Origin of the sequence: Actinomadura sp. 21ATH (assembly GCF_041951345.1) — a bacterium.
Lineage (GTDB): Bacteria > Actinomycetota > Actinomycetes > Streptosporangiales > Streptosporangiaceae > Spirillospora.
On record NZ_JBGNUR010000007.1, the window covers coordinates 1 to 26,285 of the forward strand.

The following is a 26,285-nucleotide window of genomic DNA, read 5'->3' on the forward strand; positions in this document are numbered from 1 at the left end:
CGCCAGCGCATCGAAGCGGTCATCTGGACCCTGAAGAACCAACTCGGGCTCGAACGCCACGCCGCCCGCACCACCGAAGGCCTATGGACACGCCTGTGCCAGCGCATCTGCGCCCTCAACGCCGCGAACTGGCACAACTGGCTCATCGACGCCCCGACCAAGCGATCACTGACCGCCTACGACCACTGACCGCGCCCTCAGCAACCCCCATCAACGATCTAGCGCTTCTTCAGGCCGATCGGGTTGGGGAACGGCACCTCGCCCGACTCCATCACCAGGCGCGCGGCCGGTTCCAGCAGCGCGTGCAGCCCCTCGGGGTCGGCCACGGCGCGGTACGCGGGCGCCGCGAGCGCGTCGGTGCGGTCCTCGATCCGCGCCCGCAGCGCCCGGCCCTCCCCGGTGACCGCGCCGTCCGCGGCCAGCAGGCCCCGGCCGGCGAGGTCCGCGGCGCCCGCCGCGATCTCCTCGGCGGAGAAGCCGCGGGTGAGGGTCAGCATGTCGAACGCGACCCCGTTGACGGCGGCGGCGAGCAGGTTCGACCGGAGCCCGTCCAGGCCCTCGGCGGCGAGCACGGCGAGATGGCCGTCGCCGCGGTGCTCGCGGAGGGACGCCGCGTGCTGCCACAGCGCCGCGACCGGGTCGTCCGGCACCGGCACGTCACGGTTGGCGGCGAACAGGGCGCGGCCCGCGCCGTCCGCGGCCTCCACCGCCGCGGCCAGCAGCGGGTTCGCCTTCTCCGCGGCCGCGTCGATCCCGGGCGCGAGCCGCCGCAGCGCCCTGGCCGCGCTCGCCTCGCGCGAGCGCAGGATGTCCCCGGGCGACGCGAACGACCACGCGTCCGGCACCGCCCGGCGCACCCGGTCCGGATGGAAGCCGTAGAACGTCGCCTCGACGACGCCGGCGGGCACCGGGCCCATCGGGGCGGCGCGGGCGCCGAAGTACCCCATCCAGAAGCCCTTCAGGCCCACGTCCTTGTGCCCTTGAACGCACTCCGGGGAGAAGTACGTCACGATGTGCAGGGGCTCGATGACCGACCAGAGCGTGCGTGCGTACGAGTCGTCCATGCCGGGCATTCTGCACACCGGTCACAGCTCCGCGGAAGGCAGCCCCCCGGTCTCGCACATGCGGACGCAGTCGTCGGCCGCCTTCAGGACGTCCAGCACCGCCGGGTGCGGCGCGGCGTACACCGTCGGGTAGTCGGCCTCCCCCAGCTCGGGGCGCGCCGCGTACGCCAGCCGGTCCTCGTCCGCCGAGAACCGCACGTCGACGCCCGGCCGGTCGCCGCGCGGATCGAGCCGCACCCAGCGGTCGTCGATCAGCGCCGCCGCGAACCCGTGCAGCGCGAACCCTTCGGCGGGGTCGTCGCCCAGCAGCAGCCGCTGGTAGCAGAACCCCGCCTGGATGCCGCCCGCCCGCAGCAGCGCGACGAACGCGTGCGACTTGGCGTAGCAGAGCCCGGTGCGCTCGCGCAGCACGTCCGACGCGCGCCACGTGACGCGCCTGTCGCGGGCGTCCATCGAGTGCGCGACGTCGTCGCGCACCAGGTCGAACGCGGCGCGCGCGAACGCGATGTCGTCGCCCGTGCGCAGGGCCGCGGCGGTGGACTGCACGATCTCGTGCTCCAGGTCCACCGCCTCGTGGGCGCCGAGGTAGTCCCACGGCTCCCCGTCGAACAGCGGCGGGCTCACAGGCCCAGCAGCGATTCGATGCCCACGGTCAGCCGCTCGTCCAGGCCGCCGACCTTGCGGACGGCCAGCAGCACGCCCGGCATGAACGACTCGCGGTTCATCGAGTCGTGCCGGATCGTGAACAGCTCGCCGTGCCCGCCCAGCAGGACCTCCTGGTGGGCGATCGCCCCGGACAGCCGCACCGCGTGCACCCGCACGCCCTCCACGTCGGTGCCGCGCGCGCCGTCCAGCTCGGACGTGGTGGCGTCCGGCGAGGCGGGCACGCCGGCCGCGGCGCGCGCCGCCGCGATCAGCTCGGCGGTGCGGTACGCGGTGCCGCTCGGCGCGTCCACCTTCTTGGGGTGGTGCAGCTCGACGACCTCGACCGACTCGAAGAACGGCGCCGCCTTCTCCGCGAAGTGCATCATCAGCACCGCGCCGATCCCGAAGTTCGGGGCGATGAGGACGTTCCCGTCCGGGCGCCCGGCCTGCCAGCCGCGCACCTCGTCCAGCCGGGCCGGGTCGAAGCCGCTGGTGCCCACGACGGAGTGCAGCCCGTGCTCGACGCACCAGCGGAGGTTTTCCATGACCACGCCGGGATGCGTGAAGTCGACCACGACCTCCGCGGCCGTCAGGGCGTCGCGCTCGTCGCCCTGGTCCACGGCCGCGGCCAGCTCCATGTCCGCGGCACCCTCGACGGCACGGCACACCTCGGCGCCCATCCGGCCCCGCGCGCCCAGCACCCCAACCTTGATCACAAGCTCCTCCAGATACGACTGCGGCCCGCAGCCTATCGCGGCGGCCGCGGCCGCCCGCCGCCGGTCAGCGAACCGAAATGACAGTGGGTAACGATACTGTTACGACACGTCGCGAACCTGGGGAGGTGGCGGATGGAGCCGGCGCGCTCGCCCGCGCTGCGGGTCCTGGCGGGCACGGCCGCCGCGGTCGTCACGGTGGCCGGCATCAAGGCGGTCGGCTCGCTCGCCGGCCCCGCCTTCCTGGCCCTGGTGCTGACGATCTCGGTCAACCCGCTGCGGGGATGGCTGGACCGGCACGGCGCCCCGTTCTGGGTCTGCGTGGCCGTGCCGCTGGCCACGGTGATCCTCGTCCTGCTGGCCCTCGGCGCGGCGCTGGCCGTCTCGGTCGCCCAGCTGGCCCTGATGCTGCCCGACTACACCAGCCAGTTCGACGCCCTGGTCACCTCGGCGACGCACACGCTCGCCGAGTACGGCATCGACCAGCGCAAGCTCCAGGACGCGGTGTCGCGGCTGGACCCGAGCCAGCTGTTCGCCTACGTCCAGGCGTTCCTGAACGGCCTGCTGAGCGCGTCCTCGGCCCTCGTCCTGATCGTGCTGCTGCTGTTCGGCATGTGCATCGACGCCACCGGCACCGTCCGCCAGCTGGCGAAGCTCGCCGATCAGGAAGGTCCCCGAGCCGACCTCGTCCGCGCCCTGCGCGCCTTCGCCCGCGACACCGGCCGCTTCCTCGTCGTCACCACGGTCTTCGGCCTGCTGGTCGCCGCCCTGGACGTCGTGGCCCTCTACGTCCTCGCCGTCCCGCTGCCGCTGCTGTGGGGCCTGCTGTCCTTCCTCACCAACTACATCCCCAACATCGGCTTCGTGGTCGGCCTGGCGCCCCCGGCCGTCCTCGGCCTCCTCGACGGCGGCGTCGGCACGATGGTCTGGGTCGTCGTCGCCTACTGCGCCATCAACTTCGTCCTGCAGTCCCTGATCCAGCCCAAGTTCCTGGGCGACGCCGTGGGACTGTCGTTCACCCTGGTCAACATCTCGCTGATCCTGTGGTCCTGGGTCCTCGGCCCCCTGGGCGCCATCCTGGCCGTCCCCCTGAGCACGCTGGTCCGCGCCCTGCTGGTGGACGCGGACCCGAGCAAGCACTGGCTGACCGGCCTCCTCAGCTCGGCCGTCGAGCCCCGGCCGCCCGCATCGAGGAGGGCTCAGGAAGGTGAGAGATGACCGCGATCAACGCAGGCTGAAGTCGCGGTCGCCGAAGGGGCCGATGACGGTGAGGGCCTGCGGCTCGGCGAGGACGGCGCGGCCGACCTCGCGGATGTCGTCGGGGGTGACGGCGTCGATCCGGGCGAGGACCTCGTCGACCGGGAGCAGCGACTCGTACACCAGCTCGCTCTTGCCGATCCGGCTCATCCGGGAGCCGCTGTCCTCCAGGCCGAGGACCATCGCGCCGCGCAGCTGGCCCTTGCCGCGGTCCAGCTCCTCGCCCTCGATGCCCTCCTCGGCGATCCTGGCGATCTCGTCGCGGCAGATGGACAGCACCTCGTCGATCTTGGCGGGCTGGCAGCCCGCGTAGACGCCGAAGACGCCCGTGTCGGCGTACTGCGAGGTGTAGCTGTACACCGAGTACGCCAGCCCGCGCCGCTCGCGGATCTCCTGGAACAGCCGGGACGACATCCCGCCGCCCAGGGCCGCGTTGAGGACGCCGAGCGCGAAGCGGCGGTCGTCGGTGCGGGACACGCCGGTGCCGCCCACGATCACGTGCGCCTGCTCGGTGTCCTTGTCGATCACCCGGACCCGCGGGGACGCGGGCGCGGCCTCGCCGTCGATGCGCGGGGCGGCGGGACGGTCGTCGCCGGTGAGGCGGTCCGCCCACGCGTCCGAGACCAGCCGGACGACCTGGTCGTGGTCCACGTTGCCGGCGACCGCGACCACGAGGTTCCGGGGCACGTAGTGCTCCCGGTAGTAGCCGTGGATGCGGTCGCGGGTCAGGGCGTTGATGGAGTCGACCGTGCCGAGGATCGGGCGGCCGAGCGGGGCGTCGCCGTACAGCGCGGTGGAGAACTCGTCGTGGATGAGGTCGCCCGGGTCGTCGTCGCGCATGTGGATCTCTTCGAGGATCACCCCGCGCTCGGCCTCGACGTCGTCGGGCCGGTTGAGCGAGGACGCGACCATGTCGGAGACGACGTCCACGGCCAGCGGCAGGTCGGCGTCCAGCACCCGCGCGTAGTAGCAGGTGTACTCCTTGGCGGTGAACGCGTTGAGGTCGCCGCCGACCGCGTCGATCGCGGCCGAGATCTCCAGCGCGGACCGCCGCTTCGTGCCCTTGAACAGCACGTGCTCCAGGTAGTGGCTGGCGCCGGCGTCGGCGGGCGACTCGTCCCGGGAGCCGATCCCGGCCCAGACGCCGAACGCCGCGGAGCGGACCGTCGGCATCGACTCGGTGATCACGCGCAGCCCGCCGGGCAGCACCGTGCGGCGGACCGCGCCGCCGCCGTCCGCGCCGGGGTGGATCGTGTGGGTGGTGCCGGGCTCCTGCGCCCTGGCCGGCAGCGTCACGGGCGGACTCTCCATCGGGTCGGAAGGTGGGGGTTCGGAAACCGGACGACCGGTCTGCCCGGTGGGTCGGGCAGACCGGTCGGCCGTCAACGCCGCGCGGGCTCAGGAGTTGTGCTGCGAGCCCTCGTCGCCGCCGCGGCGGGTGCGGCGGCGGCGCGGCGCGCGGCGCTCGCCGCCCTCGTCGTCGCCACCGCGGTCGCCGCGGTCGGCCGAGCCGTTGGCGGCGGCGGGCGCGTCGCCGCCGGCCTCCTTGGCCTCGGCCTCCTTCTCGACCACCTCGACCGGGACCAGCGACAGCTTGCCGCGCTGGTCGATCTCGGTGACCTCGACCTGGATCTTCTCGCCGACCGAGATCACGTCGTCGACGTTCTCGATCCGGGCGCCGCCGTGCAGCTTGCGGATCTGCGAGACGTGCAGCAGGCCGTCCTTGCCGGGCAGCAGCGACACGAACGCGCCGAACGTCGTGGTCTTGACGACGGTGCCGAGGTAGCGCTCGCCGACCTCCGGCATGTGCGGGTTGGCGATCGCGTTGATCGCCTGCCGCGCGGCCTCGGCGGACGGGCCGTCGGTGGCCCCGACGTAGATGGTGCCGTCGTCCTCGATCGTGATGTCGGCGCCGGTGTCGTCCTGGATCGAGTTGATCATCTTGCCCTTCGGGCCGATGACCTCGCCGATCTTGTCGACCGGGACCTTGATCGTGATGATCCGCGGCGCGAACTCGCTCATCTCGGCGGGCGCCTCGATGGCCTCGGCCATCACGTCCAGGATCGCCAGCCGGGCGCCCTTGGCCTGCTTGAGCGCGGCGGCCAGCACCGAGGCGGGGATGCCGTCCAGCTTGGTGTCGAGCTGGAGCGCGGTGATCACGTCACGGGTGCCGGCGACCTTGAAGTCCATGTCGCCGAACGCGTCCTCGGCGCCGAGGATGTCGGTCAGCGTGACGTACTCGCCGCCCTCGTGGATCAGGCCCATGGCGATGCCGGCCACCATCTGCTTCAGCGGGACGCCCGCGTCCAGCAGCGACATGGTGGACGCGCAGACCGAGCCCATCGAGGTGGAGCCGTTGGAGCCGAGCGCCTCCGACACCTGCCGGATCGCGTACGGGAACTCCTCGCGCGTCGGCAGCACCGGGATCAGCGCCCGCTCGGCCAGCGCGCCGTGCCCGATCTCGCGCCGCTTGGGCGAGCCCACCCGGCCGGTCTCACCGGTCGAGTAGGGCGGGAAGTTGTAGTTGTGCATGTAGCGCTTGGTGCGCTCGGGGTTGAGCGTGTCGATCATCTGCTCCATCCGGAGCATGTTGAGCGTGGTGACGCCCATGATCTGCGTCTCGCCGCGCTCGAAGATCGCCGAGCCGTGCACCCGCGGGATCACGTGCGCCTCGGCGGTCAGCTGCCGGATGTCCTTGACACCGCGGCCGTCGATCCGCAGCCCCTCGCTGACGACCCGGGCGCGCACCAGCTTCTTGGTGAGGGCGCGGTACGCGGCGGAGATCTCCTTCTCCCGGCCCTCGAAGTCGGCGCCGAGCTTCTCGGCGGCGGACGCCTTGATCTCGTCCAGCCGGGCCTCGCGCTCCTGCTTGCCGGCGATCGTCAGCGCCTGCGCGAGCTCCTCGGAGACCGCGGCGGTGACCGCCTCCAGGACGTCGTCCTGGTAGTCGGGGAACAGCGGGTACTCGGCGGTCGGCTTGGCGGCCGCGGCCGCGATCTCGCTCTGCGCCTGGCACAGCACCTTGATGAACGGTTTGGCGGCCTCCAGGCCCTCGGCCACCGTCTCCTCGGTCGGCGCGGTGGCGCCCTCGCCGATCAGCTTGAGGGTGTCGCGGGTGGACTCGGCCTCGACCATCATGATCGCGACGTCGCCGTCCTCCAGCACCCGGCCGGCCACGACCATGTCGAAGGTGGCGCGCTCCAGCTCGGGGTGGGTCGGGAAGCCGACCCACTGCCCCTCGATCAGCGCGACGCGGACGCCGCCGATCGGGCCGGAGAAGGGCAGCCCGGCCAGCTGCGTGGACAGCGACGCGGCGTTGATCGCCACGACGTCGTACAGGTGCTCGGGGTGCAGCGCCAGGATCGTCTCGACGACCTGGATCTCGTTGCGCAGGCCCTTGACGAAGGACGGGCGCAGCGGCCGGTCGATCAGCCGGCAGGTGAGGATCGCGTCCTCGGAGGGCCGGCCCTCGCGGCGGAAGAACGAGCCGGGGATCCGGCCCGCGGCGTACATCCGCTCCTCGACGTCCACGGTCAGCGGGAAGAAGTCCAGGTTGTCCTTGGGCTTCTTGGACGCGGTGGTCGCCGAGAGCACCATCGTCTCGTCGTCCAGGTACACGACGGCCGAGCCGGCCGCCTGCCGGGCCAGCCGGCCGGTCTCGAACCGGATGGTCCGGGTACCGAAGGAGCCGTTGTCGATCACGGCTTCGGCGCTCTGCGCGCCGTCGATGCGCACGGCATCGCTCACGGGAAACCTCCTAGGTTTCGGTCGTTCCCGCGGTCTTCTCCCGTGGCTTCGCGCAGTGCCGGTCTTCGATCGAAGCGTCCGGATCGGACGGGGCCCGCCGTCGGCGGGCGCTCGCGCGGAGCGATCCGGAAGCCACTACCGAGGACCGGCCGCACCAGGGCGGTGTCCGCGGGGCTTGTTCTTTCCAGTTGTACGGCGGGCCGGGCGGACGCGCCGTCCGATGACCGGTCACGGCCGCCAGCCGCATCCGGGAGCCCGGGGCTCCCGGGGTCTCCGTACCGGCCGCCGGGAGCGGCTCCGCGTCCGCGGACTCGCGTTCCCGTTCCGCGGCGGTTCTACGCCTCGCGGCGGACGCGCGGTGGGGGCGGCGGGCCCGTGCGGGCCGCGGTCCCGGGCCGATACAGAGGAGGGAGCGGCCCGTGTGAGCCACTCCCTCGCCTTGCTAGCGACGCAGACCGAGTCGTTCGATCAGCTGCCGGTAGCGGTTGATGTCCTTGTTGCTCAGGTACTTCAGGAGCCGACGACGCCGGCCGACCAGCAGCAGGAGGCCGCGGCGGCTGTGGTGGTCGTGCTTGTGCTCCTTGAGGTGCTCGGTCAGATCGTTGATCCGCCGGGTCAGCAGCGCGACCTGGACCTCCGGAGAACCGGTGTCACCCTCAGTGGTCGCATACTCAGAGATGATCTTGTTCTTCGTGGCGGTGTCGAGCGACACGTGGCTCCTTCGATGAGATCGTCACCCGCAGATCCCGGCCGTTCGGCCCGGCGGTCCGCATGGTGCGCAGGAAACGTGGCGAGCCGCATGAGGGTGCAGCTCACCGGCCGGGGTCCTTCCCGGCGATTCTTCACCGTACCATGCCCGCCCCGATACCCCGTCCCGATCCGGGCACCGTGCGTGATCAGGTGTTTTGTGATCGTTCCGGGGCCGGCGGCTCAGGAGGAGGTGAGCTCCCGGGCGCGCGCCACGTCGCGGTGCATCTCCTCGATCAGCGCCTCGATCGAGTCGAACTTGAGCGTGTCGCGGATGCGGGCCTCGAAGTCGACCGCCATGTGCTCGCCGTACAGGTCGAGGTCGTCGCGGTCCAGCGCGTACGCCTCGACGGTGCGCTCCCCGCCCTCGAACGTCGGGTTGGTGCCGATGGAGATCGCGGCGGGCCAGCTGAACGCGGGGTAGCGGTCGGAGTCGCAGACCAGCCGCCCGGCGTAGACCCCGTCGGCGGGGATGGCGGTGTGCGGCAGGCTCTCCAGGTTGGCGGTCGGGAAGCCGAGCGCCCGGCCGCGCTGGTGGCCGCGCACGACCACGCCCTCGACGCGGTGCGGGCGGCCCAGCGCGTCGGCGGCGTCCTCGACCGCGCCGGCGTCCAGCCGCTCGCGGATGTAGGTGGAGGAGATCGTGCCGCCGTTGGCCACCAGCGGCATGCCGTCGACGGTGAAGTCGTACTTCTCGCCCAGCTCGCGCAGCAGCGGGACGTCGCCCTTGGCCTTGTGGCCGAAGCGGAAGTCCTCCCCCACGATCACGTGGGACGCGTGCAGCCGGTCGACCAGCACCGACTGGACGAACTCGTCCGGCGGCACCTTGGACAGCTCCAGCGTGAACGGGACCACCGCCACCGCGTCCGTGCCCAGGCCCTCCAGCAGCTCGATCCGGCGCCGGGTCGAGGCCAGCAGCGGCGGATGGGTGCCCGGCCGGACCACCTCGTCGGGATGCGGATCGAACGTGATCACGACCGACCGGACGCCGCGCTCGCGGGCCAGATCGGCGGCGGCGCGGACGATCCGCTGATGACCGCGGTGCACGCCGTCGAACACGCCGATCGTCACGACCGACCTGCCCCAATCGGCGGGAACCTCTTCGAGGCCGTGCCAGCGCCGCACCATGCACTCCCTGCGTGAAACCTGCCTGCCGGTCCAGTTGTCGCCCTCAAGACTGCCATGCGGCCGGTCGCGGGGTGACCGGAGGGGCTGCCCGTGGCGATTCTACCCGCGGGTAGCAGGAGGTCACGCGGACTGGTAGACCACCAGCGAGACGGCGATGTACTGCATGACGTACGCGGCGAGCGTGCAGGCGTGGAAGACCTCGTGGAAGCCGAACCAGCGCGGCGACGGGTCGGGCCGGCGCAGGCCGTACACGACGCCGCCGACGCTGTACGCGATGCCGCCCAGCGCCACCAGGAGGCACGCGGCGAGCCCGGCGCCCTCCAGGAACTGCGGCATGAAGAACACCGCGACCCAGCCGAGCGCGATGTAGAGGCTCACGTAGAGCCAGCGCGGCGCGCCGACCCAGGCCGTGCGGAACACCACGCCGGCGACGGCGCCGGTCCAGACGACCGCGAGCACCGCCAGGCGGGTGCCGCCGTCCAGGGCCACGACGGCGAACGGCGTGTACGTCCCCGCGATGATCAGGTAGATGTTGGCGTGGTCGAAGCGCCGCAGCAGCTCCACCAGCCGGGTCGAGCGCTGCCGGTGGTAGGTGCCCGAGATCCCGAACAGCAGGCCGGACGCCAGCACGTACACGGCGGAGGCCAGCCGCGCCTCCAGCGTCGGCCCGAGCGCCACCAGCACCAGCCCGGCGACGAGCACGGCCGGGAACGCGCCCAGGTGCAGCCAGCCGCGCAACCGGGGGCGTGTCGGGGACGGCGCTTCGGGAAGGGACGTTGACGGCCGGCTCATCGTGGCCACGGCGACCTCCTCGCTCAACAACCTACGGTTACGTAGGTTACGTGACCGTAGGTTGTTTCGGGAGGGGCCGCCGCGCAACTCGGGGCGTGAGCCTCGCCACGTCGGGGATCGGAAGACTCAGGGGACGAAGACCGCCAGCGGCTTCGCCGCCCTCCCCTGCTCCTCCACCAGCGCAAGCAGCGTCCCGTCCGGCCCGAAGACGCCGACCGGGCCGGGCCCCATGCCGAGCGCGGGCAGCCGGCCGCCGTGCGCGACCTTGCGGGCGTCCTCCGCGGTCACCTCGCGGCGCGGGAACGCCGCCGCGACCGCGTCCCCGATCGGCAGGACCGCCATGCTCTCGGTGAGCTGCTCGATCGTGTGGGCCGTGCTCAGGTCGTACGGGCCCACCCGGGTGCGGCGCAGCGCCGTCAGGTGCCCGCCGGTGCCGAGCATGGCGCCCAGGTCCCGGGCCAGCGCCCGGATGTAGGTGCCCGACGAGCAGCCGATCACCGCGTCCACGTCGATCAGGTCGCCCTCGCGGCGGACGTCCGTCACGGTGAACGCGTGCACGGTCACCGGCCGCGCCTTCAGGGCGACCTCCTCGCCCTTGCGGGCCATCTTGTACGCCCGCTCGCCGTTCACCTTGATCGCGCTGACCTGCGGCGGCACCTGCTCGATCGGCCCGGTCAGCGACGCGATCCCGGCCCGCAGCGCCTCGCCGGCCACCTCGCGGGCGGACGCCGTCGCGGTGATCTCGCCCTCGGCGTCGTCGGTGTTGGTGGACTGGCCGAGCCGGATCGTGGCCGCGTACTCCTTCTCGGTCAGCGCCAGATGGCCGAGCAGCCGGGTCGCCTTCTCCACGCCGATCACCAGCACGCCGGTGGCCATGGGGTCCAGCGTGCCGGCGTGCCCGACCCGCCGGGTGCGCGCCAGCCGCCGCATCTTGCCCACCACGTCGTGGGAGGTCCACTCCGCGGGCTTGTCGACGATGACCAGCCCCGAGGCGGCCGTGCTCATGGTGTTCCCTTCGTCGGTGCGGCGGCGGTCAGGCCGCGCCGAGCGAGGCCCGCAGCCGGTCGATGATGTCGGCCGGCTCGCCGGTGATGGTGAACGCGGCCGCGGTGCGGTGCCCGCCGCCGCCGAGCTCGACGCAGGCGCGGCCCACGTCCACCCGCCCCTTGGAACGGGTCGAGACGTACCAGCCGCCCTGGTCGTTCTCCTTCAGGACCACCGCGACCTCGGCCTCGTCGGTGCGGCGCAGCTGGTCGATGACGCCCTCCAGCTGGTCGTACGGGACGCCCCGGGAGTCGCGTTCGGCGCGGCCGATCGTCGTCCAGACCAGGCCGAGGCCGCCCGCGGCGTCGCGTTCGAGCCGGGCCCGGTTCAGCGCGCCCGCCAGCACCATCAGATAACCGAACGGGGCGCGGTCCCACAGCTCCCGGCTCACCGCCTCCGGCCGCACGCCCGCGGCCAGGAGTCTGCCCGCCAGGTCGTGCACCTCCGGGGTGGTGCAGGGGTACTTGAACGATCCGGTGTCGCTGGCGACCCCCGCGTAGAGGCCCTCCGCGATGTCCGGGGTGAGCGGCGCGCCCAGCCGGCGGATCAGCTCGTCGACCAGCACGGCGGTCGCCGCCGCGTCGGGATCGACCAGCCGGACGGCGCCGAAGCCGGTGTTGGACGCGTGGTGGTCGACGACGATCAGCGCCCCGGCGGCGCCGGCGCGGCCGGCCAGCGAGCCCAGCCGCTCCACGCCCGCCGCGTCCAGCGTGATCATGACCTCCGGGGCGGCGGGCAGCCGGGACGGCTCGACCAGCAGCTCCTGGCCGGGCAGGAACCGCAGGATGTCCGGGACCTTGAACGGCTCCCCGAACGAGGCCGCGACGTCCTTGCCCAGCGCCCGCAGCGCCTGCGCCAGCGCCAGCATCGACCCGAGGGCGTCGCCGTCGGGGGCGATGTGGCAGGCCAGCGAGATCTCGCCGGCCTCCCGGATGATCCGGACGGCGTGGTCCCAGTCCAGCCCGTCCCACCCGGCGGCCGGTGCCGCGGCGGCCGCGGCCGGCCGGGCCGCGCGGGGCGAGTGGTCGACGTGGTCGACGGCCCCGCCCCAGGCCAGCCCGGGAGCGTCGTGGTCGCTGGTCCAGACGGTCCCCGGTGTCCGCGGGCCGCCCGCCACCGGTTCGCTCACGATGACGAGTGTCCCTCTCGGCCGCCCTCGTCCTCAGCGCTTTCGGCGGTCCCGCCGGTCTCATCCATGTCACCGTCGCCGCCGGGCGCCCGGTACGGGTCCGCCTCGCCCGCGTGGGTGGCGCCCTGCGCCGCCTTCGCGACCTCGGCGTCCCGCGCCCGCGCCTTGGCCAGCAGGTCGTTGATGTGGGCGGCGTCCTCCATCAGGGAGTCGGCGACGAAGGTCAGGCTCGGGGTGTGCCGGACGCCGGTCTGCCGCCCCACCTCCGAGCGGATGACGCCCTTCGCGCTCTCCAGGGCGGCGGCGGTCTCGGCCCGCTCGCCCTCCGACCCGTACACCGTGTAGTAGACGGTGGCGTCGCGCAGGTCGTTGGTGATGCGGGTGTCCGTCACGGTCACGAAGCCGAGCCGCGGATCCTTGATCCGCCGCTCCAGCATCTCCGCCACGATCTGCTGGATGCGGTCGGCGAGCTTGCGCGCGCGAGCTGCGTCCACCATGATCGCACTCCCTTTCCGTAGTTCCGCGAGGAGCTCGCTAGTCCTCGCCGTTGTAGAGCCGCCGCCGCGCCGACAGCAGCTCGATCTCCGGGCGGCCGTGCACCAGCCGCTCGCACTTGTCCAGCACCTCGGTGCAGTTGGCGGCGGTACCGGAGACCACCGCCACCCCGATCTCCGCCCGGCGGTACAGGTCGTTGTCTCCGGTCTCGGCCACGGCCACGCCCGGGAACCTCTTGCGGACCTCCGCGACGATGGGGCGCACGACCGCGCGCTTCTCCTTCAGCGAGCGGACGTCCCCCAGCAGCAGATCGAGTGTCAGCGCACCCACGTACACCTGATGGATCACCTCGTGGATCTTCGTATCGAGTGGAACGACGGGCGGCGGCCCGGGTGTTCCCGGGCCGCGTCCCCGATGGACGGCGCGCCACGGCGCCAGGCCGCGGGTGCGACCTGGCGCCGTGCCGTTACGTGCGCGACCTCGTGTCCGGGGCCGTCGCGAGGGCCTCAGACGCGGGGCTTCTCCCGCATCTCGAAGCACTCGATGACGTCACCGAGCTTGATGTCGTTGAACCCGACGCCGATACCGCACTCGAAGCCCTCGCGGACCTCGGTGGCGTCGTCCTTGAAGCGGCGCAGGGACGACACCGTGAGGTTGTCGGCCACCACCGTGCCGTCGCGGACGAGGCGGGCCTTGGCGTTGCGCTGGATGACACCCGAGGTGACCATCGAACCGCCGACGTTGCCGATCCGCGGCACCTTGAAGATCTCGCGGATCTCCGCGGTACCGAGCTGGACCTCCTCGAACTCCGGCTTCAGCATGCCCTTGAGGGCGGCCTCGACCTCCTCGATCGCCTGGTAGATGACCGAGTAGTAGCGGATGTCCACGCCCTCGCGGTCGGCCAGGTCCTGCGCGTTGCGCTCGGGCCGCACGTTGAAGCCGATGATCACCGCGCCCTCGGAGGCCAGCGACAGGTTGACGTCGTCCTGCGTGATCGCGCCGACACCGCGGCGGATGACGCGCAGGTTGACCTCGTCGCCGACGTCGATCTTCGAGAGCGAGTCCTCCAGGGCCTCCACCGAACCGGACACGTCGCCCTTGAGGATGAGCAGCAGCTCGTCCCGCTCGCCGCGCCGCAGGTCCTCGAACGCGTCCTCGAGGGACAGGCTCTTGCGGCTCTTGAGCAGCTCGGCGTTGCGCTTGCGGGCGACCCGCTTGTCGGCGATCTGCCGGGCGACCCGGTCGTCCTCGACGACCAGGAAGTTGTCCCCGGCACCCGGCACGGCGGTGAGGCCGAGCACCTGCACCGGACGCGACGGCGGCGCCTCGTCTACGGGCTTGAAGTTCTCGTCGAGCATCGCCCGGACGCGGCCGTGGGCCACGCCGCAGACGATCGAGTCGCCGACCCGCAGCGTGCCGCGCTGCACCAGCACGGTCGCCACGGCACCGCGGCCCTTGTCCAGGTGGGCCTCGATGGCCGAGCCCTGCGCGGGCATGTCCGGGTTGGCCCTGAGCTCCAGCTCGGCGTCCGCGGTCAGCACGATCGCCTCGAGCAGCCCGTCGATGTTGAGGCCCTGCTTGGCCGACACGTCGACGAACTGGGTCTGGCCGCCGAACTCCTCGGCGATCAGGCCGTACTCGGTGAGCTGGGCCCGCACCCGCTGCGGGTCCGCGCCCTCGACGTCGATCTTGTTGACCGCGACCACGATCGGCACCCCGGCCGCGGTGGCGTGGTCGATCGCCTCCGTCGTCTGCGGCTTGACGCCGTCGTCGGCGGCGACCACCAGCACCACCAGGTCGGTGGTGTCGGCACCGCGGGCACGCATGGCGGTGAACGCCTCGTGACCCGGGGTGTCGATGAAGGTGATCTTGCGGTCCTCGCCGTCCACCACGGTCTGCACCTGGTAGGCGCCGATGTGCTGGGTGATGCCGCCGGCCTCGCCGGCCTGCACGTCGGCGTTGCGCACCGCGTCCAGCAGCTTGGTCTTACCGTGGTCGACGTGACCCATGACGGTCACCACGGGCGGGCGGACCTGGAGGTTCTCCTCGCCGCCCTCGTCCTCGCCGTACTCGATGTCGAACGACTCGAGCAGCTCGCGGTCCTCTTCCTCGGGGCTCACGACGTGAACCTCGAAGTCGAGCTCCAGGCCGAGCTCCTGCAGGTCGCTCTCCTCCACCGACTGGGTGGCGGTGACCATCTTGCCGAGGTGCATCATGATCTGCACCAGCGAGGCCGGGTTGGCCCCGATCCGCTCGGCGAAGTCGGTCAGCGTGGCGCCCTGCGGAAGCCGGATCGCCTTGCCGTTGCCGCGCGGCGCCTGGACGCCGCCGATCGCCGGCGCCTGCATCTGGTCGAACTCTTGACGCCGCTGCTTCTTCGACTTGCGCCCGCGGGCCGGACGCCCGCCGGGACGGCCGAACGCGCCCTGCGTACCGCCGCGGCCACGGCCGCCGCCACCCGGGCGGGGACCGAAGCCACCGCCGGGACGACCGCCGCCACCGCCACCGGGACGGGGACCGCCGAAGCCGCCGCCGCCACCGGGACGGCCACCGCCGCCGGGACGGCCGCCGCCACCCGGGCGGCCACCGCCGCCACCGGGACGGCCACCGCCGCCGGGACCGCCCCGCCCGGGGGCGGACGACGGCCGCGAGGACGGCATGTTCATCGGGCTCGGCCGCGGGCCGCCGCCCGCGGACGGCCGCGGCGGCATGTTGCCCGGGCTGGGGCGGGGACCGCCCGCGCCGGGAGCGCCGCCGGGACGCGGACCGCCGGCCGGCCGCGGGCCGCCCGGACGGTCGCCGCCGCCGGGCCGGTCGCCGCCGGGCCGGGGGCCGGGACGCGGCCCCGGCTTGGGCGCCTGCCCCATGCCGGTGTTGGTCGAGCTGAACGGGTTGTTGCCGGGACGCGGTCCACCGGGACCGCGGCCGCCGCCACCGCCGCCGTCACGGCGCGGGCCGGGACGCGGGCCCGGCTTGGGCGCGCGCGGACCGGGCTTGGGCGCGCCGTCACGCGGACCACCGTCGCGCGGGCCGGCGTCACGCGGGCCAGCGTCGCGCTGGCCGCCGGCCGGCGCGCCGCCCGGAGCCTTGGGCACCGGCGGAGCCGGGGTGGACGGAGCGGCCGGAGCGGACGCCTGCGCGGGCGCCGGAGCGGCCGGCGTGCCGGGCGCGGGCGGGACCGGACCCGGCCGCGGGCCGGGCTTGGGCGCGCCGCCGCCGGCGGGACCCGCCGGGCCCGGCTTGGGCGCGGGCGGTCGGGGCCCCGGCTTCGGCGCGGCCGGCCGTGCTCCCTGGGCGCCCTGAGCGCCGCCCGGAGACGGCGAACCGGACGGGCCGGGCCCGGGCCGCGGCGCCGACGGGCGCGGGCCGGGGCGCTTGGCGCCGCCCTTGCCCCCCGCCTGCTTGGCGGAGGAGGAATTGGAAAAAGCTTCTGTGAGCCTGCGGACGACCGGCGCCTCGATCGTGGAGGACGCCGAACGTACGAACTCGCCCATCTCGTTGAGCTTGGCCATGACGACCTTGCTCTCTACACCGAACTCCTTGGCGAGTTCGTAAACCCGGACCTTCGCCACTGCACTCCCTACTCGGTCCGGGGGTGCGGCCTCCGGACCGTCGCTAACTTGCCGTACTCATCGCGGCGTGCTCATCGAGCGCTCATAGCAATCTCGACCTGCTTCCGACTAGACGTCGCTTACCGTTTCGCCATCCTGCTGCCGCGGCGTCGCCGCCGCAAGCCCGTCTCGCAGCACGCTGGTGTCGAGCGGCCCCGCCAGGCGGAAGGCCCGGGGGAACGCCCGACGTCGCTCGGCGAGCTCGAGACATCCCAGGTCGGGGTGCAGATGAGCGCCCCGGCCCGGCAGCCGCCCCGCGTGGTCGGGGACGATGACGCCCTCGACCGCCACCAGGCGCAGCAAGTCGGTCTTGGCCGTACGGACCCTGCAGCCCACGCAAGTGCGCAGCGGGACCGACCGGCCACGTGAGGGAAGTCTACCGCGCCGAGCGTTCGGCGCTACCTGTCGCATGCTCTCCTCACGTAGTTGGTCCATATTCGCCCGTTTCCAGGCGTCTATGGGGCGGTGCCTCCCGGAGTCGGGGCGGCCCCGCCGTCCTCGGCGGCCGGCTCGGCGGCCGGCGCCTCGGCCGGGGCGGCCGGCTGCTCGGTGTCGGACCGGATGTCGATCCGCCAGCCGGTGAGCCGCGCGGCCAGCCGGGCGTTCTGCCCCTCCTTGCCGATCGCCAGCGACAGCTGGTAGTCGGGCACGATCACCCGGGCCACCCGCGCCTCGGCGTCGACGACCTCGACCGCCGAGACCCGCGCCGGCGACAGCGCGTTCCCCACGAACTCGGCCGGGTCGTCCGACCAGTCCACGATGTCGATCTTCTCGCCGTGCAGCTCGTGCATCACGTTGCGGACGCGGCTGCCGAGCGGGCCGATGCAGGCGCCCTTGGCGTTCACGCCGGTCTTGCGGGACCGTACCGCGATCTTGGTGCGGTGGCCGGCCTCGCGGGCGATGGCGGCGATCTCCACCGTGCCGTCGGCGATCTCCGGGACCTCCAGCGCGAACAGCTTGCGCACCAGGTTGGGATGCGTCCGCGACAGCTGCACCGAGGGGCCGCGGTGGCCCTTGCGCACCTGGACGACGTACGCCCGCAGCCGCTCGCCGTGGTCGTAGGACTCGCCGGGCACCTGCTCCTGCGGGGGCAGCACCGCCTCGATCTTGCCGAGGTCGACCAGCACGTTCCGCGGGTCCTTGCCCTGCTGGATGATGCCGGACACGATGTCGCCCTCGCGGCCGGCGTACTCCCCGAACGTGAGCTCGTCCTCGGCGTCCCGCAGCCGCTGCAGGATGACCTGCTTGGCGGTGGTCGCCGCGATACGTCCGAAACCCGTGGGGGTGTCGTCGTATTCCCGGACGGCCTCGCCCTCCTCGTCGGTCTCGGTCGCCCACACGGTCACGTGCCCGGTCTTGCGGTCGAGCTCGACGCGCGCGCGGGACGCCGCGCCCTCCGTGCGGTTGTACGCGATCAGCAGGGCGTCTTCGATGGCCTTGACGGCCACGTCGAGCGAGATGTCCTTCTCGCTCTCCAGGCTCCGCAAGGCGGTCATGTCGATGTCCACGAGTCTCCCCCTCTAGTCCGGCTCAGCCGGAGAACGCGATTCGGCCTCACCGGCGGGCTCGCCGGGATCGCCGTCCCGGCGGAACTCCACCTGGACCCGGCCGCGGCCCAGCTCGCCGAGGGCGAACCGGCGCCTGGTCGTCTTCCGCGGCGCCCCCTTGGGCGCCTTGCCGCCCTTGCCCCCCTTGGGGCCCTTGGCGGGCGCGGCGACGTCGATGACGACCGCCTCGTCGTCCGCGGACACCACCCGGCCCTCGATCTGGCCGCCCTCGGCCAGCGGGGCGACGACCAGCCGGCCCGCGGCACGGCGCCAGTGCCGGGGCTCGGTGAGGGGGCGGTCGACGCCGGGCGAGGTCACCTCCAGCACGTACGGCCCCGCGCCCATGACGTCGGAGCCGTCGAGGAGACCGGAGGCGGTCTGGCTGAGCAGCGCGACGTCGTCGAGGCTCACCCCGCCGTCGGCGTCCACCACGATCTTCACCAGCCGGCGCCGGCCCGCGGGCCGCACGTCGACCTCTTCCAGGTCGAAGCCCGCCTCGGCGACCGCCGGCGCGAGCAGCCGGGTCAGCGCGGCCACCGCCTCCGTGCGGGCGCTCGGTGCCGGGCCGTCGTCGCGGCCCCGGTGAGCGCGTCCACGGCCGGACTCGACGCTCATGGGACCTCCTCTGAGTTGTGCGGATACCGCCGTGTGTCCGTTGCCCTTCAAGACTATCGACAGCCGGGCACCCCAGCGGCCTTTCGGACGGCTCACCGGCGCGCCGGATATGGAATGCTTGAGCTGGCCTGATGGGCGGTTCACTCGCAGCGGGCCGGGATCACCACGCCACTCGGTGAGGAGACGCGCTTGCCTGAACGGGTGCCCGCGGCGGCCCTGCGCCGGCGCGCGGTCCTGGGGGCCGGGGCGGCGCTGGGCCTGCCTCTCCTGGGCGGCTGCGGCGGCGCCGGCCGGGACGCCGGGACGGCCGCGGCGCGGGCCGAGCTCGCCGTCCTCATCGGCGCGATCGGGGCCGAGCAGGACCTGGTCGCCCTGTACGAGGCCGTCCGCGGCGCCCACGCGTCCCTGGCCGCGCGGATCGATCCGGCGCTGGCCCACCACCGCGAGCACCTGGCCGTGCTGAAGCGGCACTACCGCCCGGGGTCGGGCGACCGGGCGGACGAGGCCCCGCTGCCGGCGCCGCGCGCGCAGCGGGCGCCGGACGGGCAGGCGCGCGCCCTGGCGGCCCTCCGCCAGGCGGAGGAACGGGCCGCGGCCGCGCGGGCGGCGGAGGCGGGCAGGGCCGGGCCGGGTCTCGCGCAGCTGCTCGCCAGCATCGGCGCCTGCGAGGCCGGCCACGCCGCCGCTCTGGAAGGGACGGCGGGGGCATGACCACCGTCGACGCGCTCCAGCGGGCGCTGCGCTCCGAGCACGCCGCCGTGTACGGGTACGGCGTCGTGGGCGCGCGCCTGCGCGGGGCCCTCCGCCAGGACGCCCGGACGGCGTGGAACCTGCACCGCGCCCGCCGGGACGACCTGGCCGCCCGGATCACGGCCATGGGCGCGAAGCCGGACGCCGCCGCGCCCGCCTACAAGCTGCCCCGGGCGGTCGGCTCGGCGCGTTCCGCGGCGCAGGTGGCCGCCGCGCTGGAGGACGACGCCGTCACCGCGTACGCGGGGCTGGCGGGCTCGGGCGACGCCGCGCTGCGCGGCTTCGCGGCGCGGGCCATGCAGGAGGCCATGGAACGGGCCGTGCGCTGGCGGGCCCGGTCCGGCCCGCCGCGGGCCGCCGGACCCGCCTCGGCCTTCCCGGGCCTGCCCGGCACGGCGCTGGCCCCGGAGCCGCGTCCCGGCGAGTGAGCCGGGCCGGGCGCCGCTAGGCCGCCGCCCAGCGGTCGATGTGGGCCAGGAGCCCGTCCAGGCGGTCGATCGTCGCGTCCGGCCGCACCGAGTCGTACGCGGGGACGGTGCTGTTGGGGACGAGCACGCCGCGGAGCCCGGCCGACTTGGCGCCGTGGATGTCGTCGTACGGCCGGTCCCCGACGAACACGCAGCCCGCCGGGTCGTCGGCGCCCACGGCGTCCATGGCGGCGCGGAACGCTTCGGCGTGTGGCTTGGTCCAGGGGATCTCGCTGGAGTAGACGGCGCCGTCCAGCAGGTCCAGGACGCCGTCGCGGGCGAAGATCCGCTCATGCCACTCGCGCGACCACATGGTGTTGGACAGCACGCCGACCTTGATCCCGCGCTCGCGCAGGCCCTGGAGCAGGGCGGGCGCGGCCGGGTCGATGATCGTGTGCGGGGTCCAGACCTCGAACTGGGTGGCCAGCAGCGCCTCGGTGGGCTCGACGCCGGCCAGGGCGAAGAGGTCGTCGAGCGTCGCGCTGCGGTGCTCGTCCCGGCCCCGCCGCCACAGCTCCAGCTCGGCGTCGAGCAGGGCCGCGGCCACCGCCTCCACCTCGTCGGGGTCGTGGTGGGCGGCGCAGATCCGCCGCCACATCTCGCCCAGTTCGATGTCGTGCCACGGGGTGAGCGTGCCGCCCCAGTCGAAGATCACCGCAGATACCGCCATGCCCGGATCGTAACCATTCCGACACCCGCGCCGATCATGATTTGAGGCGGCCCGGAGGCGCGACCGGGTCCCGTCCGTCCGCGCACCAGCGGTTCACGAGCCACCACTGGCGAACACGAGCGAAGCGGTGAGGGAGATGTCGCGCATCCGGAGACACGTGGCGGCCGCGGCGGCCGCCGGAACCGTGCTGGCCGCGGTCCTCGGGACCGGCGCGGGGGCGGCCGCCGCGCCGGTGCCCGACGGCCCGGGGAGGGGCTGGGTGCCCGCCTTCACCGGCGGCCCCCACACGCCGCGCCCGCTGCCGGGCGAGCCGGTGCCCGCCAACCCGTACCAGGGAGCGGTGGGGCTGTCGTCGATGCACGCCGACAGCCACGCCTCCGACACCTACCCGTTCCACGGCCCGCTCGGGAAGCGGCCCGAGGCCCGGTCGGAGGCGAAGGCGGGCGGCCTGCCGGGGCTGTGCTCGACGGTGACGTTCGCCAGGAAGAGCGGGCTGATCGTGGCGCAGTGCACGCGGGGCGCGACGTTCACGCTGCGGCTGATCGATCCGGGCACCCTGCGGGACCTGGCGGCGTACGAGCTGCCGCCGCGCTCGTCCACGGTGACGGCCGCCGTGTCCCTCGACTTCGACAAGATCCTCACCGACACCTCGGGCGGCGCGTACTACTACCTCGATCCGCAGGACCGGGCCGTGCTCGCCGACTCGGCGTTCCACCTGCGGCGGTTCGCGCACGAGAAGGGCCCGGACGGGAAGTGGCGCTTCACCGTCACCGACGACTGGGACCTGAGCGGGCACCTGCCGCACGACTGCGCGACCTGGACCGATCCCTGGCCGAAGGGCGAGTGCGACCCGATCACGGCGGTCGGCCCGGACTGGGGCGGGCTGATCTGGTGGATCACCCGGAACGGGCGGATCGGCACCGTGAACCCCGAGAACGGCGCCGTACGCCAGATCAGGCTCCCGGGCGAGGGCATCCAGAACTCGTTCGCCGCCGGGGCCGACGGCGTCTCGATCGTCTCCGACCACGCGCTCTACAAGCTGCGCGCGGGCGCGGACGGGACCCCGGAGATCCGCTGGCGGAAGGCGTACGACCGGGGCAGCGGCCGCAAGCCCGGCCAGATCGACCAGGGCTCGGGCACCACGCCCACCCTGCTCGGCACGGAGTACGTGGCGATCACCGACAACGCCGACGACCGCATGAACGTGCTGGTGCACCGCCGGGAGGACGGGAGCCGGGTCTGCCAGGTGCCGGTGTTCGGCAGCGGGGCGAGCGCCACGGACAACTCGCTGGTCGGGTACGGCCGCAGCCTGTTCGTCGAGAACAACTACGGCTACCGGAACTTCTTCGAGCTGCCGCCGGGCGGCTCGTCGGTCGGCGGGGTGAGCCGGATCGACATCGACGCGGACGGGCAGGGCTGCCGCACGGTGTGGGAGAGCAAGGAGCGCTCGCTCTCCGCCGTTCCCAAGGTCTCGGTGACGGCGGGCCTGCTGTACCTCTACACCAAGGAGCCCAGGAGGGACCTGATCGACGCCTGGTACCTGACGGCCGTCGACGTCCACACGGGAAGGACCGTCTACAAGGTCCTGACGGGCACGGGCAAGTGGTTCGACAACAACTGGGCGCCGGTGACGCTCGGCCCGGACGGGACGGCGTACGTCGGCGTCGTGGGCGGCCTGGCGGCGGTGCGCGACCGCCCCTGAGCGCGTGTCCCGAAGGGGCCGCGTGATGACCGCCACATCACGATTTTCGTTATGGGCAAGGGGGAATGTCGGTACGAAATGAGAGGTTGCGCCGAGCGGGGCTAGCTTGCGAGGTGACCGGGACATGAGCGACTCAGTCGCGGCGTCCGCACGCCGCCGTCCCGGCCCGAAGACGCTGGTGCAGTGGGGCCTCGGGATCTCGGCGGTCGCGCTGCTGGTCGCGTTCCGGGACCGCCTCCCCGACTTCGGCGCCATGCGGGACGCGGCCGCGCGGGCCCATCCGGCGTGGATCCTGCTGGTCGTGATGGCCTCGGCGATCTCGATGGGCGCGTTCGCGCGGCTCCAGCGGCGGCTGCTGCGCATCGGCGGGGTCCGGATGACGCTGCGCCGGGCGATCGCGGTGACGTACGCGGGGAACGCGCTGTCCACCACCCTCCCCGCCGGCCCCGCGGTGAGCGTGGTCTACACGTTCCGGCAGTTCCGGCACAGCGGCGCGACGGCGCAGCTGGCCACGGCGGTGATCCTGGCGGGCGGCGTGATCACGACGGCCGCGTACTCGGCGGTCGCGCTGGCGGCCCTGCTGGCCGCGCCGCAGGCGCGGGAGACGGCGCTGGCGGCACTGCTCGTCCCGGCCGTCCCGGCGGCGGCCGCGGCGCTGGTGCTGGCCCGGCGCGGCCCGCGCGCCCGCGCGGCCGCGGTGGCGGGCCGGGCGCTGCGGGCGGTCCTGGCCCGGCCGCGGATCGCGCCGCACGTGCAGGGGCTGCGGGACGGCCGCCGGGTGCTGCGGCCGTGCCGCCGCGACTGGGCCGCGCTGGCGGCGCTGGCCCTGGTCAACTGGGTGTTCGACATCCTCGCCCTCTTCGCGGCGGCGCAGGCGGTCGGGATCGGCATCGCGCCGCACGTGGTGGCGCTGGCCTACTTCGCGGCGCAGGCCGCGGGCAGCGTGCTGCCGCTGCTGCCGGGCGGGCTCGGCGCCATCGAGAGCAGCATGGCCGCCGCGCTGGTCGCGCTCGGCGCGGCGCTGGCCCCCGCGGGCGCGGCCGTCGGCCTCTACCGGCTGGTCTCGTACGTCGTCGTGGTCGCGGTCGGCTGGCTCGCCTGGCTCGGCCTGCGCGAGGGCGCCCGGCTCCCGGCGCGGGCCGGAGCGCATCTCGCGGCGGCCGGGCGGCTGGTGTTCGCCGGCCTGTCGGCGACCGCCATGGCGATGTCCCCGTACGCGGCGGCGCAGAACCTGATGCCGCCCGGCACCCGTCGCCCATAGAAGCTTCCACGCGAACGGGAATCTTTCGGTCCCGCGCCGGTTGTACGAGAGGCGACTGCAACGCACGGCTACAGGAGGGTTCGGGTTTCATGGCCGACGGAGCGACCGCAGCCAGGGCGTCCGTGCAGAGTTCCGTGCAGAGTTCCGCGCAGAGTCCCGCCGGCGCGGTACCGGCTCCGCAGCCCTCGGCCAGGGCGGCCGCGGTCGCCGACATCGACACCGCCCGCTTCCGCTCGGTGCTCGGCCGGTTCGCGACCGGGGTGGTCGCGATCACCGCCGTCGATCCCGCGGCCGGGCGCCCGACGGGCCTGGCCGCCAACTCGTTCACCTCGGTCTCGCTCGATCCTCCGCTGGTCTCGTTCTGCGTGGCGCACACCAGCACGACGTGGCCGCGGCTGCGCGCCGCCGGGCGGCTGTGCGTCAACATCCTCGGCGAGTCGCAGGCGGACGTCTGCGAACGGCTCGCGACCAGGGGCGGCGACAAGTTCGCCGGCATCGGCTGGACGGAGTCGCCCGCGGGCGCCCCGGTGATCGACGGCGGCCTGGCCTGGATCGAGTGCGAGGTCGAGGCCGAGCACGTCGCCGGCGACCACGTGATCGTCGTGGCCCGCGTCCGGCACCTCGCCCGGAACCGGGACGGCGAGCCGCTGCTGTTCTACAAGGGCGAGTACGGCCGCCTCGACGCCTAGCCCCGCACCCGCCGCCTCCGCTCACGGCTCCTGCTCGCGGCCTCTACTTGGAGGTGACGGGCGCGTCCTCGGGCGCGCGCAGCCGCGCCAGCACCTGGACCGGGTCGGCCAGCACCTCGGCGAACGCGAACTCCGCCGCCCCCACCAGCGTCGTGTCGTCCCCCAGCGCGGCCGTGCGCAGGCGGACCTTCTCCCGGGGCGCGGCCAGCGCCCCCGTCGCCAGCACGCTGCGCACCTGCGCCGCCGACCCCAGGTAGACGTCGCGGAGCGTGCCGCCGAACACGATCAGTCCCGGGTTGAAGATGTTGACCAGGTTGGCCACGCCCCAGCCCAGCCAGGTGCCGACCCGGTGCAGCGCGTCGCGCGCCACGATGTCGCCCCGGTCGGCGGCGTCGACGACCGCGCGGACGGCGTCGCGGCCGGCCAGCCCGGGGACCTCCGCGCGGCCGGCGTGGGCCAGCAGGGTCCGCTCCCCCACCTCCGCCTCCAGGCAGCCGCGCGACCCGCAGGCGCAGCCCCGGCCGCCCGGGTTGACCACCATGTGGCCGATCTCCCCGCCGAACCCCTCCTCGCCGCCCAGCAGCCGGCCGCCGACGATGATGCCGCCGCCGACGCCGACGTCGCCGTGCAGGTAGATGAGGTTGTCGCAGCCGACGCCCGCGCCGCGCTCGTGCTCGGCCAGCGCGCCGAGGTTGGCGTCGTTGCACACCGAGACCGGGATGCCCAGGCCAAGCCGGCGCGACAGCGCCTCGCCCAGGGCCAGGTCGCCGATGTCGAGGTTCGGGCCGAACATGATCTGGTCGTCGGCGCGGCGGACCGTCCCGGGGAACGCCAGCCCCGCGCCCACGCACACCGAGTCGCGCCCGGCCTTGCGCACCAGCGAGCGCGCCGCCGCCGCCAGCGCGCCGACCATCTCGGCCGGGTCGGACGAGCCGCGGTCGCGGGCCGCTTCGCGCCGTTCGAGGATCTCGCCGCCGAGCCCGACCCGGGCCACGCCGAGCCGGTCCACGCCGACGTCGAACGCCAGCACGTACACCCGGGTCGACTCCGGCCGCACCACCAGCGAGGGGCGGCCGGCCCGGCGGCCGGGGCTGCGCGGCAGCTCCTCGCGCACCAGCCCGGCGGCGGTGAGGTCGGCGGTCAGCGCCATGATCGTGCTGCGGTTGAGGCCGAGCGACCCGGCCAGCGTCGCGCGCGAGGCCGGGCCGCGCAGGTGCACGAAGCGCAGCAGGGTGCCGAGGTTGTGGCGCCGGATCTCCTCTTGTGACGGGCCCGCCTTCATCATGCGGGCGGTCCCGCCGCCGGTGCGTCCGCCTCGCGGACGAGGCCGAGGTCGCCGCTGCGCCCGGAGGTGATCAGCTCGACGACCTGCGCGTGGGTGACGTCGGCGGTCCTGACCTGGGCGACCATCCGGCCCAGGTAGAGCGCGGCGATGCGGTCCGACACCGCGAACACGTCGTTCATGTTGTGCGAGATCAGCACCACCGCCAGCCCCTTGTCGGCCAGCCGCCGCACCAGCTCCAGCACCTGCTGGGTCTGCGCGACGCCGAGCGCGGCGGCGGGCTCGTCCAGGACGACGAGCCTGCTGTCCCACAGCACGGCGCGGGCGATCGCGACGGTCTGCCGCTGCCCGCCCGACAGGGCCGAGACGCGCTGCCGCACCGACCGCATCGTGCGGACCGACAGCGACGCCAGCGTGGTGACCGCCAGCTCCTCCATCGCGGACTCGTCCAGGACGGGCCCGCGGCGCCGCTCGCGGCCGAGGAACATGTTCTGGACGATGTCGAGGTTCTCGCACAGCGCGAGATCCTGGTGGACGACCTCGATGCCGAGGTCGGCCGCCTCGCGGGGGCTGCCGACGCGGACCGGGCGGCCGTTCCACAGGTAGCTGCCCGAGTCGAACGGGTGGATGCCGCCGATGCACTTGACCAGCGTCGTCTTGCCCGCGCCGTTGTCGCCGACGAGCGCGGTGACCTCGCCGGGGTAGGCGGTGAACGAGACGTCCTGGAGGACCTTGACGGGACCGAAGCTCTTGTCGATGCCGCGCAGGTCGAGAACGGGTGTCACTGACATGCCGAGGGGCTCCCACCGTGCCGCACCGTCATCGCGCGAAAGACGGTCACGCCTGGCGAGCGTAGCAGCAGCGTCCCGCGTCTGAAAGGCGGTCCCGCGCCCCTCGAACGGGGACGGGAGGCCGGTGGCCAGGGCCTCC

Annotated in this window: 25 protein-coding genes and 1 pseudogene; 7 read left to right on the forward strand and 19 right to left on the reverse strand. The window is 73.8% G+C overall.

Going from position 1 to position 26,285, the window contains the following annotated elements; genetic code table 11:
• Nucleotides 1–189 (forward strand): annotated as a pseudogene (locus ACA361_RS21385) (hypothetical protein); the annotation flags it as partial.
• 29 nt (nt 190–218) lie between these two features.
• Here ACA361_RS21385 and ACA361_RS21390 read toward each other — a convergent pair.
• Genes ACA361_RS21390 through dapB form a run of 3 tightly spaced genes read right to left on the reverse strand, consistent with a single transcriptional unit; the run spans nt 219 to nt 2,425 of the window.
• The gene (locus ACA361_RS21390; RefSeq protein WP_375014255.1) at nt 219–1,064 is read right to left on the reverse strand and encodes a hypothetical protein; all 846 of its coding nucleotides are present in this window, start codon (nt 1,062–1,064) and stop codon (nt 219–221) included.
• A gap of 21 nt (nt 1,065–1,085) precedes the next feature.
• Nucleotides 1,086–1,688 carry a transglutaminase family protein gene (locus ACA361_RS21395; protein WP_375014257.1) on the reverse strand — a complete coding sequence of 201 codons (603 nt, stop codon included), beginning with the start codon at nt 1,686–1,688 and terminating at the stop codon, nt 1,086–1,088.
• Complete coding sequence (gene dapB / locus ACA361_RS21400; RefSeq protein ID WP_375014259.1) at nt 1,685–2,425, reverse strand: 4-hydroxy-tetrahydrodipicolinate reductase; 741 nt, start codon at nt 2,423–2,425, stop codon at nt 1,685–1,687. Before dapB ends, ACA361_RS21395 begins: the two co-directional genes overlap by 4 nt.
• 132 nt (nt 2,426–2,557) lie before the next feature.
• On the opposite strand from dapB, the gene ACA361_RS21405 reads away from it, so the two are divergent.
• Entirely contained in the window at nt 2,558–3,640 is a 1,083-nt protein-coding gene (locus ACA361_RS21405; protein ID WP_375014261.1) for an AI-2E family transporter, read from the forward strand.
• A gap of 6 nt (nt 3,641–3,646) precedes the next feature.
• On the opposite strand, the gene ACA361_RS21410 is transcribed toward ACA361_RS21405, so the two are convergent.
• The 13 genes from ACA361_RS21410 to rimP form a co-directional block, all read right to left on the reverse strand.
• Nucleotides 3,647–4,990: a M16 family metallopeptidase gene (locus ACA361_RS21410; RefSeq protein WP_375014263.1), complete on the reverse strand. Its 1,344-nt coding sequence runs from the start codon at nt 4,988–4,990 to the stop codon at nt 3,647–3,649.
• Nucleotides 4,991–5,077: 87 nt separating this feature from the next.
• The gene (locus ACA361_RS21415) at nt 5,078–7,408 is read right to left on the reverse strand and encodes a polyribonucleotide nucleotidyltransferase (protein ID WP_375014878.1); all 2,331 of its coding nucleotides are present in this window, start codon (nt 7,406–7,408) and stop codon (nt 5,078–5,080) included.
• Between the two features lie 460 nt (nt 7,409–7,868).
• Nucleotides 7,869–8,138, reverse strand: a complete 270-nt coding sequence (gene rpsO, locus ACA361_RS21420) for a 30S ribosomal protein S15 (RefSeq protein WP_067884254.1) — start codon at nt 8,136–8,138, stop codon at nt 7,869–7,871.
• A 218-nt stretch (nt 8,139–8,356) separates the two neighbouring features.
• Nucleotides 8,357–9,298 (reverse strand): bifunctional riboflavin kinase/FAD synthetase, encoded by a 942-nt coding sequence (locus ACA361_RS21425; RefSeq protein WP_375014880.1) that lies wholly within the window; start codon nt 9,296–9,298, stop codon nt 8,357–8,359.
• Nucleotides 9,299–9,421: 123 nt separating this feature from the next.
• Nucleotides 9,422–10,093, reverse strand: coding sequence for a hemolysin III family protein (locus tag ACA361_RS21430; RefSeq protein WP_375014882.1), 672 nt, complete (start codon nt 10,091–10,093; stop codon nt 9,422–9,424).
• 126 nt (nt 10,094–10,219) lie between these two features.
• Complete coding sequence (gene truB / locus ACA361_RS21435; protein ID WP_375014266.1) at nt 10,220–11,098, reverse strand: tRNA pseudouridine(55) synthase TruB; 879 nt, start codon at nt 11,096–11,098, stop codon at nt 10,220–10,222.
• A 28-nt stretch (nt 11,099–11,126) separates the two neighbouring features.
• Nucleotides 11,127–12,266: a bifunctional oligoribonuclease/PAP phosphatase NrnA gene (locus ACA361_RS21440; RefSeq protein ID WP_375014268.1), complete on the reverse strand. Its 1,140-nt coding sequence runs from the start codon at nt 12,264–12,266 to the stop codon at nt 11,127–11,129.
• Nucleotides 12,263–12,763: a 30S ribosome-binding factor RbfA gene (gene rbfA, locus ACA361_RS21445; RefSeq protein WP_375014270.1), complete on the reverse strand. Its 501-nt coding sequence runs from the start codon at nt 12,761–12,763 to the stop codon at nt 12,263–12,265. The genes ACA361_RS21440 and rbfA overlap by 4 nt, the downstream gene beginning before the upstream one ends.
• Nucleotides 12,764–12,800: 37 nt before the next feature.
• Entirely contained in the window at nt 12,801–13,109 is a 309-nt protein-coding gene (locus tag ACA361_RS21450; protein WP_366613723.1) for a DUF503 domain-containing protein, read from the reverse strand.
• Between the two features lie 158 nt (nt 13,110–13,267).
• The gene (gene infB, locus ACA361_RS21455) at nt 13,268–16,333 is read right to left on the reverse strand and encodes a translation initiation factor IF-2 (RefSeq protein ID WP_375014272.1); all 3,066 of its coding nucleotides are present in this window, start codon (nt 16,331–16,333) and stop codon (nt 13,268–13,270) included.
• Between the two features lie 108 nt (nt 16,334–16,441).
• Complete coding sequence (locus tag ACA361_RS21460; protein WP_375014274.1) at nt 16,442–16,807, reverse strand: YlxR family protein; 366 nt, start codon at nt 16,805–16,807, stop codon at nt 16,442–16,444.
• A 20-nt stretch (nt 16,808–16,827) separates the two neighbouring features.
• Nucleotides 16,828–17,868 (reverse strand): transcription termination factor NusA, encoded by a 1,041-nt coding sequence (nusA, locus tag ACA361_RS21465; protein ID WP_375014276.1) that lies wholly within the window; start codon nt 17,866–17,868, stop codon nt 16,828–16,830.
• 24 nt (nt 17,869–17,892) lie between these two features.
• Complete coding sequence (gene rimP, locus ACA361_RS21470; protein ID WP_375014277.1) at nt 17,893–18,534, reverse strand: ribosome maturation factor RimP; 642 nt, start codon at nt 18,532–18,534, stop codon at nt 17,893–17,895.
• Nucleotides 18,535–18,723: 189 nt separating this feature from the next.
• Between rimP and ACA361_RS21475 the strand changes: the two genes are divergently transcribed.
• Together ACA361_RS21475 and ACA361_RS21480 are read left to right on the forward strand one after the other, a co-directional pair.
• Nucleotides 18,724–19,245, forward strand: a complete 522-nt coding sequence (locus ACA361_RS21475; protein ID WP_375014279.1) for a hypothetical protein — start codon at nt 18,724–18,726, stop codon at nt 19,243–19,245.
• Nucleotides 19,242–19,712 carry a ferritin-like domain-containing protein gene (locus tag ACA361_RS21480; protein ID WP_375014281.1) on the forward strand — a complete coding sequence of 157 codons (471 nt, stop codon included), beginning with the start codon at nt 19,242–19,244 and terminating at the stop codon, nt 19,710–19,712. The genes ACA361_RS21475 and ACA361_RS21480 overlap by 4 nt, the downstream gene beginning before the upstream one ends.
• Before the next feature lie 16 nt (nt 19,713–19,728).
• Here the strand turns inward: ACA361_RS21480 and ACA361_RS21485 are convergent, their stop codons facing one another.
• Nucleotides 19,729–20,421, reverse strand: a complete 693-nt coding sequence (locus ACA361_RS21485) for an HAD family hydrolase (protein ID WP_375014283.1) — start codon at nt 20,419–20,421, stop codon at nt 19,729–19,731.
• Nucleotides 20,422–20,557: 136 nt separating this feature from the next.
• Between ACA361_RS21485 and ACA361_RS21490 the strand changes: the two genes are divergently transcribed.
• The 3 genes from ACA361_RS21490 (at nt 20,558) to ACA361_RS21500 (ending at nt 24,073) form a co-directional block, all read left to right on the forward strand.
• A complete protein-coding gene (locus tag ACA361_RS21490) occupies nt 20,558–22,123 on the forward strand; it encodes a hypothetical protein (protein WP_375014285.1) in 1,566 nt (521 codons plus the stop codon).
• 124 nt (nt 22,124–22,247) lie between these two features.
• Complete coding sequence (locus ACA361_RS21495) at nt 22,248–23,384, forward strand: YbhN family protein (protein ID WP_375014287.1); 1,137 nt, start codon at nt 22,248–22,250, stop codon at nt 23,382–23,384.
• Nucleotides 23,385–23,473: 89 nt separating this feature from the next.
• Nucleotides 23,474–24,073: a flavin reductase family protein gene (locus ACA361_RS21500; RefSeq protein WP_375014289.1), complete on the forward strand. Its 600-nt coding sequence runs from the start codon at nt 23,474–23,476 to the stop codon at nt 24,071–24,073.
• 43 nt (nt 24,074–24,116) lie between these two features.
• On the opposite strand, the gene ACA361_RS21505 is transcribed toward ACA361_RS21500, so the two are convergent.
• Complete coding sequence (locus tag ACA361_RS21505) at nt 24,117–25,355, reverse strand: ROK family protein (RefSeq protein WP_375014884.1); 1,239 nt, start codon at nt 25,353–25,355, stop codon at nt 24,117–24,119.
• The gene (locus ACA361_RS21510; RefSeq protein ID WP_366622712.1) at nt 25,355–26,146 is read right to left on the reverse strand and encodes an ATP-binding cassette domain-containing protein; all 792 of its coding nucleotides are present in this window, start codon (nt 26,144–26,146) and stop codon (nt 25,355–25,357) included. The genes ACA361_RS21505 and ACA361_RS21510 overlap by 1 nt, the downstream gene beginning before the upstream one ends.
• Nucleotides 26,147–26,285: the final 139 nt, after the last annotated feature.